Below are 7741 nucleotides of genomic sequence, written 5' to 3' on the forward strand. Positions count from 1 at the left end.
GTTGTCTCCGACTATCTAACCGTTGACTCGACTGGTTTCAATTTCTCCGCCCAAACCGAGGCCCGCGAGATCCTGAACTCCTACGTGGGTGCTGTGCAGAACCTTGAGTACAAAGGCCCCTACATCGAACACGCTTACAACGAGCACAAGTTCTTGACCCAAGAGATGATCGACGGCAAGAAGCATAGGCCCGACTCCATCATCGCCGCAGCCCTCTCGCACCGGGCGAAGACCTCCGGCGTCCCCGAGTTCTTGATGGGCCGAGCTTGAGACTGTAGTATCCTGCCAACAAATGCGGGCCGGAGTCGGGGATGATCCTTCTTGTTTGAGTTCCCGTCGATCCATCCATACTGGCCCGCCATATCCCTGAAGAGGTAAAGGAGGAGTACCGAGTGCCGGAGGAGATTCAGGCCAGGTCGTCCAACCACGCGGAGGCGGGGGACGGCGCGAGGGTCACGGTAAGGACAGAGTCCGGCGAGGCCCTCACGGTCGGCGCTTCGGAGCTTCAGTCGTTGGCAGCACGGCTTACCACCCGAGAGCAGTTGGTGGAGCAGAATAAGGGGCCGCTCCTTGAGATGGCCGACGAGGAGAAGATCCCCGTCCCCCACAACGCCACCAAGGAAGAGGTAGTTGACCTCCTCGTCTCGCGCCGGGCGCCGCTCGTCGAGGGCGAGGTTCTCTACGAAGGCACCCCGCAGGAGATCAAGGGGCCGGGGCCGGAGTGGACGAGGGACTCGGGGGGCAACTATGTCAATCGCTAGGATCAGGGGCAAGCAGCGGTTCGAGCGCGAGGGCCTGATCCTCCCGGACGGCTACAGCGCAGAAGAGTTCGCGGATCACTACGGCATCAAGGGCTACGCCGAGCTACTCCTCACCACCGAGGACGGCGATCAGAAGCTCCGGCGCATAGTTAAGAACCTCATCACCCAAGTAGGCGATCAGTTCTACCTTGAGCGGGCGCTCGCCATCGGCACCGAGGGTACGACCCGCCCGCCGCAGGTCACGGGCATGAAGCTCGGCATCAACTCCACCGGCCCCACCAAGACGGGCGCCGCCGCAGCCCTCGGCTCGTACCTGGCGGGCAGCCAGCGGGCCATCGACTCGGGCTTCCCGACCTCCTCCTTGACCGCCGACGCTACCCCCAAGAGGCGCGGGCAGTTCAAGAGCTCTTGGGCCGCAGCCGTCGCCACCCACCCGAACATCACCGAGGCCGTGTTGGTCAACGACGCCCTGGCGGACGCCACCAGCGCCGCCGCCTCGACCATAGCCCGCATCCTCACCAACCCCGGAGCGCCCGCCACCGGCATCGCCAAAGGCGCGAACGACACGCTTGAGGTTGTCTGGAACCACGAACTGCTCGGCGCCTAGAGGCCGCCGTGGGTGCTGTCCGACGCTTAATCAAGGCCCTTGCGGACGGTGGGGCGCAGATCCCGTACATCCTGCTGGACCGCCTCAACACCCCCCCCGACGCCCCGCTCGGGCCGGGCGCCAAGATTTACACTTTCAACGTGGATAGCCTCACGGTCTTGGAGGGGCGGACGGAGACGGGCGGGCGCTTCCGTTTTCTGCGCGACCAACTCTTTGTCGGGCGGAATAACACCGGGGCGACGATCCCTGCGGGAACGCTGGTGAGGATCACCGGATGGGACGCCTCGCCGGGTGTCGAGGCGCTGACCATAGCTCCGGCGGACAACACTTCAGAATCCACCATGCCCGCCGTCGGCTTCGTGGTCGCGGCCGTGCCGACAGGGACGAGCGGGCGGGTGTGGCAGATCGGTGTCCTCACCGGCATCAACACCGCCGCCTTTGGCGTCGGCACGGAAGTTTGGCTCGGCCCGAACGGCACCTTTACGACCACCAAGCCCTCGACCCCCGGCCATTGCCGCCAGGCTCTAGGCACCGTGGTAGTTAGCGATGCGGTGAACGGCAGGGTACACGCCAACGTCGAGCCGGGTTATGAGGTCGTGCGTCCCGGCGAGGACTTCCGTGTCTCCATGCGCGAGTTCGACGACTTTATCTCGGGTAACACCTCGACGGGGCAACTCGGCTCCTTGGGGTGGTCCTTCGCGGGCGGGGCCGCAACTCACCCTGCGGCCGTGGCCGGGAGGCCGGGGATAGTCCGGCGCGACACCTCCGCCACGAGCGGCACCTATGCCTACACCGGCCTGCGCGTATCCTCTACTGCGGGTGTGATTTTCGGAACAGACCTCTTTGACGTTACCTTCTCCGTGCGTCTCACCCAAACGGACGCCAATACGCAGGCGAGAGTGGGTGTGAGCGCGGACCCGGCGACGAACCCGTCGGCCTCGGGGCTGTACCTTGAGAAGCTCTTTGCTGACACGGCCTGGTTCGGGGTGAGCCGCAACGCCTCCGCCGAGACGAGGACGACCACGGGGGTCGTCGTGGCGGCAAATGTTTGGTATCGAGTGCGGGTGCGGAGGATAAGCGGTACGCAGGTCGGGGTGACGCTCGACAACGGAGCCGAGATCCTGTTCACCACGAACCTCCCGAACGTGGCGCTTCAACCGTTCTTCTCAATATCTAATAACGTCGCCACGCTCAAGAGCATGGATGTGGACTACGCGGACATAGCCGTCATAGGCCTCGCCAGGTAGCCGCCGTGGCGCAAGTTTACGAGGACGCGAACGGGGTCCTCTTCCTCGACCTCGCCGGGGCCGCTGCGTGGGCCGCCGAGGATGCGAACGGGGTCCTCACCGTGGATCTTGCCGCTCCCGGCACCAGGGCCACCGAGGACGCGAACGGGGTTCTGTTTCTTGAGCTAGACCCCTTGGTGGTTTCCGTCCTTACGCAAGATCCGTTGGGGATCGCGGATCTCGGCTCCGCTTTTCGCAAGGTTGTAGTCCAGCAAGCCGAATCCCTCGGCTTGCTGGACTCGGCATCGGTGGGCCGCAAGGTGGCGATTCACGCCACCGATGCCGCCGGGGTTGCGGACGCCTTGGAGGCTAAGAGTGGGCGCTCTCTCACGGCCGTCGAGCCGCTCGGGTCCGCTGATCCGGCGACCGTTCTGGCACGGCAGAGGGTGTCCGTCGCCGTCTCTGAACCTTTGGGCTTTGGGGATGCGATGGCGGTGTCTCGCGCCCTGCGTATCAGCCGCATTGAGGGCTTCGGGATGGGCGACGACGGAGCCTCCGCCCTAGCAAAGGCTCTCGCCGTATCCGATGCGTGGGCCGCCGTTGACGCGGTTCAACTCGCGGCGGTGCGCTCCCTGTCCGTCGCGGCCGGAGATACCGCCGGCATGGCGGACTTCGCCGTCTTGGTGCGCTACGCCCCACCGCCCCTCGTGCCGGAACCCCCGCCTGGATACGCCCGCATCCCCTACGAGCCTCCACGGCTTGAGGGCATCCCGTACTCCAACCGGGTCTTGCATCTGATCCGGCGCGATCAGGCCCGGTTCTCGCCCGTCCGCCGGCGCGGGCGCGGGGCCTAGCGGTAGCCTGATTTGACACGACCCTAACGCTATGTGCTAACCTTAGCCTCAACTTAGCGCAACTCCTAAACTTGTGATCTTTGGAGGAGCGCCCCCTGAACCTCCCCGAGAGGCTCCTGAATTTCATAACCGGCGACCGCCCGGAGAGCGGACCCTCGGAAGAGAAGGGTGTCAACTCGGGCGCCATGCTTGCCCCCACTCCCACGGGCGGCATCGGCCCGACGCCATCCTTCAACCGCTGGTCAACCGAGCTTGCGATCCGCGACGGCTACGAGGCGAACGAGTGGGTGCATACCTGCGTTGACAGGATCGCCGTGCCGGTTAGCAGCGTCCCCTGGCGCGTGAGTCGGTTCGTGAGCCGGGACGCAAAGATGAAGTTTGAGCACGAGATGAAGGGTGTGCCGCTTCGGGACCGCACCGAGTTCATCAAGGACGCCGCCGAGCGCAAGGAGCATCTGCTTGAGCCGCAGGTCGGCCACCCTCTTGAGAAGCTCATAGAGAACCCCAACCCGTTCTTTGATCGCCAGAGTGTGCATGAGAGGATGGCCCAACACCTCCTCCTCGGAGGCAACGCCATCAACATCAAGGAGAGGTCAAGAGACGGCACCCTCGTCCACCTCTGGCCGATGATGCCGGACCTTATGAAGCCGATCCCCGACCGCAAGAAGTTCCTGCTTCGCTACGAGCTCTCGCAAAAGCGGGGCAGCCCCATGAACTTCCGTCCGCAGGATGTGATACACGCCATGCTGCCCGATCCGTCGAACCTCTATTGGGGCATCGGTGTGCTGATGGGGGCGGCGAAGGCCGTCGATAACGATGTCGAGGCTGTGCGGTGGAACCTGATCTCGCTTGCCAACCGGGCGGCGCCCGACGCGGTGTTCGCGCTTCAGGACAACATCCCGAGGGAGAAGTTCGAGGAGGCAAGAAGGCAGGTTAGGCTCCAGTACCAGGGGGCTGACAACGCGCACACCCCCGTCCTGATCGGCAACAACGCGAAGTATTACCCGATGAGCCTCACCCCGGTCGAGATGGACTGGATCGAGGGCCGGAAGATGAACCGCACCTCCATCCACACGACCTTCGGGCTGGATGCCAAGGGCGTCGGCCTTGAGGCGGCCAACGAGGAGTCCGAGAGGATGAAGTGGCTTAGTCTCCTGATCCCGTTCCTTGATCGGATGGAGAACCTCTACAACCGCACCCTCTCCCCCGAGTTCGGCAAGGACATCTACTGCTGGTTCGACACCTCGAACGTCGAGGCCCTGCGCTACAACATCCACGAGTCCGCGAAGTCCGCCCGCCTCTTCACCTCAATGGGCGTCCCCTTCGACGTGGTCAATCAGGTGATGCGCCTCGGCTTCCCGGCCCACATCGAGGGCCTCGATCAGGGCTACCTGCCCGCCTCGACCCGCTCGATCCGCGAGATCCAGCAGGGGATCAACCAGCCTTCTATAGGCTCCGGCACCGGCAATCAGAACACCCCGCCCGAGGGCGGCGAGGTCGTCGACGTGGAACCCGTGGACGAGCCGCTCGGGGAGCTTATGCCCGGAGGTGTTGGCGAAGACGCGAAGGCCTACGCGAGGAGCGAGGCCGACGACCTCGTCTCTCGGGCGGTCAAGGCCGCAGGCGGGGAGGATGGCAACGGCATCCACTTTGACGAGGACGAGAACCATTACGTCTACGCCCTGAACGGTAGCCCGGCCGACGAGGAGAAGGTGGCCGAGGCCCTGGCCGGTCACGCAGGGATTGAGGTCACGGGCCGCACCATCACCGTCTACCACGGCGCGGAGGCCAAGAGGGTCGCGGAGTTCGTGGAGTATATGAAATTCAAGTGGAGGCGCGAGCGCCAGCAGCGGGAGCGCGACGAGATAGAAGCCTACCGGGAGGGCAACTAGTGGCACCACTCATGGAGTACAAGTCCTTCTCAAAGGTTGACCTGAACTTTGAGGTTAAGGTTGATCTCAAGAGCGGCCAATGGCAGGGCTACGCCGCCGTCTTCGGCAACCGCGACTCGGGCGGCGACATCATCATGCCGGGTGCTTTCACGAAGACTCTGGCCGAGCGCGGCCCCGAGGGTACAGGGAAGATCAAGTGCTTGTGGGAGCACTACGAGCCGTTCGGCAGGCTCGTCTCCGCCAAGGAGGACGACTTCGGCCTCTTCATCGTCGGCCAAGCCACGATGGATGCTCCCGAGAACAAGGGCCGCCTCGCCTTCATGGCCGATGGGGTCGTGGATGAAATGTCCATCGGCTACTCGGTGCCTGCTGGCAAGGCCACTTACGAGGACGACGACGACTTCATGTTCGGGACGAGGGTGATCCACGAGATCAAGCTCTACGAGTGCTCCCCCGTCCTGTTCGCGATGAACGAACTGGCAGCCATCACGGGTGTCGCCAAGAGCCAGGAGCTAGGGATGCTCTTAAAGTCGTTCGGCAGGGAGCCGCTCTTGCGACAGGCCAAGTCCCTAGAAGGCGTGGACATGAAGGTGGTCGAGGAAGCCATAGAGGCCCTCACCGCCGCCCACGTCGAGCTCTACGGGGACGACGAGACGAAGAAGCTCTACGCGAGAATGCAAAGGAAGGAGGCAGCAGAGAGGGAGACGACCGAGCAGCCACCCGATCCGCCCGACGACAAGCCCGAGGAGACTCCGCCGGAGACACCGGCCGAGCCAGCCGAGGGCGAGGGTGCGGGGGAGGAGGACAACAGGGAACTGGACCCGGAGGAGAAGCAGTACCTTCAGTCCATCATTGACGGTGTTGGGGTGGGGAACTATCTCCTCACCAAGGAAGTAGATCGACTGAAGGAGGGCCGGAAGTGAACCCGGAACTGAAGAAGGCGCTTGAGGCGCTTAGTGGCGAGTACGAGGCTGGCAAGAACGAGCTTCTCGGGCTGGTCAAGAGCCAGCAGGAGGAGATCGACAAGTTCGGTGGCGTAAAGGAGGAGACGAAGAACGCCATCGCCGGCATCGAGACGAAGTTTGAAACCGTCGAGGGCCACATCTCCGACATACAGGAGAAGATGAAGGAGCTTGAGGCCGAGGCCGGTCGCGGGTTCCTGCCCGGCGGCGAGGACGCAAAGAGCATCGGCTCCCGCTTCGTCGAGTCCGAGGCCTACGAGCAGTACAAGTCCAAGAGGTTCCACGGCGACTCGGGGCCGATGGAGGTTGGCAACCTCTTTTCCGACCTCAAGGCCCTCTCGTCCGACAGGACGGGCGGCCTCGGGAACTTGGGCAACTGGATTCAGCGCCAGGAGCTCCCCGACCTTGAGCCGGTTCGCCCCCCGCTGACGATCCGCGACCTGCTCCCGGTGATCCCGACCGTGTCGGACACCGTGCATTACATGGAGTACCTCGGGTTCGCCAACATCTTCACGGCGCTCACCGCCAACCTCCTCGCCACGGCCACGGTCCTCCCGGTTGTCTTCACGGGCGGCATGTTCCAGGGCCAGAAGCTCCAACTGATGAAGGCCGACGGTTCGGGCAATCAGGTCGAGGTCACGGTCCTCACGGTTGACTCGGCAACGCAGGTCACGATCACCGCTGCGGTCGGCACCGCCTTCTCCGCCGGCGACCACGTCACCAGCCGCGCCATCGGCATGACGGCGCACGGGCAGCAGAAGCCCGAGGCGTCCATGAAGATCACCGAGCGCAGCCACCCCGTCGGCACGATGGCTCACTACATGGTGGCCCACCGGCAGACTCTCGCGGACATCCCGCAGTTGCGGGGCCTGATCGACAACGAGCTTCTCTTCGGCCTGCGCCAGTCGGAGGAGGAGCAGGTCCTCTACGGCAACGGGATCAGCCCGAACCTTCAGGGGATAATGAACAACGTCAACATCCAGAGCCACGGCACCTACACCGGCACCAAGGATACCGGCGGGGTGTGGCGCTACAAGCACATCCGGCAGGCGCTCACCAAGACGCAGATTTCCGGCTTCCCGCCGTCTGCTGGCATCGTCCACCCGAACGATTGGGAGGCCATCGAACTCGCGCAGGACACCACCAACCGCTTCATCTACGGCACCATCGGAGACGGGGCGCAGGAGAGGGTGTGGAGGACCAGGGTTCTCGTCACGATGGCGATACGCCCCTTGGAGTTCCTCTTCGGCGCGTTCAACCTCGGGGCCTACCTGCTCGACCGCGAGGACGCCAACGTCCGTTTCTCCGACTCGCACAAGGACTTCTTCACCTCTAATCAGGTGGCGGTCCTCGCGGAGGAGAGGCTCGGCATGGCGGTTCGGAGGCCGCAGGCCTTCACCAAGGGTTCGTTCGCGTAACCCTGAACATCAGGTAAACGG

At 64.0% G+C, this 7741-nt stretch carries 8 protein-coding genes; all 8 read left to right on the forward strand.

Going from position 1 to position 7741, the window contains the following annotated elements; all coding sequences use genetic code 11:
* Positions 1-270: hypothetical protein (locus tag QZX79_RS12270; RefSeq protein WP_294568547.1), on the forward strand; the 270-nt coding region annotated here is incomplete at its 5' end.
* A 122-nt stretch (positions 271-392) separates the two neighbouring features.
* Complete coding sequence (locus QZX79_RS12275) at positions 393-761, forward strand: hypothetical protein (RefSeq protein WP_294568548.1); 369 nt, start codon at positions 393-395, stop codon at positions 759-761.
* Entirely contained in the window at positions 748-1368 is a 621-nt protein-coding gene (locus QZX79_RS12280; RefSeq protein WP_294568549.1) for a hypothetical protein, read from the forward strand. Before QZX79_RS12275 ends, QZX79_RS12280 begins: the two co-directional genes overlap by 14 nt.
* 8 nt (positions 1369-1376) lie before the next feature.
* Positions 1377-2615 carry a hypothetical protein gene (locus QZX79_RS12285; protein WP_294568550.1) on the forward strand — a complete coding sequence of 413 codons (1239 nt, stop codon included), beginning with the start codon at positions 1377-1379 and terminating at the stop codon, positions 2613-2615.
* Between the two features lie 5 nt (positions 2616-2620).
* Positions 2621-3448, forward strand: coding sequence for a hypothetical protein (locus tag QZX79_RS12290; RefSeq protein ID WP_294568551.1), 828 nt, complete (start codon positions 2621-2623; stop codon positions 3446-3448).
* A gap of 80 nt (positions 3449-3528) precedes the next feature.
* The gene (locus tag QZX79_RS12295) at positions 3529-5340 is read left to right on the forward strand and encodes a phage portal protein (RefSeq protein WP_294568552.1); all 1812 of its coding nucleotides are present in this window, start codon (positions 3529-3531) and stop codon (positions 5338-5340) included.
* 11 nt (positions 5341-5351) lie between these two features.
* Entirely contained in the window at positions 5352-6263 is a 912-nt protein-coding gene (locus QZX79_RS12300; protein WP_294568553.1) for an HK97 family phage prohead protease, read from the forward strand.
* Positions 6260-7720, forward strand: coding sequence for a phage major capsid protein (locus tag QZX79_RS12305; RefSeq protein ID WP_294568554.1), 1461 nt, complete (start codon positions 6260-6262; stop codon positions 7718-7720). Before QZX79_RS12300 ends, QZX79_RS12305 begins: the two co-directional genes overlap by 4 nt.
* The last annotated feature ends 21 nt before the right edge of the window (positions 7721-7741 follow it).

It is taken from the genome of uncultured Arthrobacter sp. (assembly GCF_902805515.1).
Classification (GTDB): Bacteria; Actinomycetota; Actinomycetes; order Actinomycetales; family Micrococcaceae; genus Arthrobacter_D.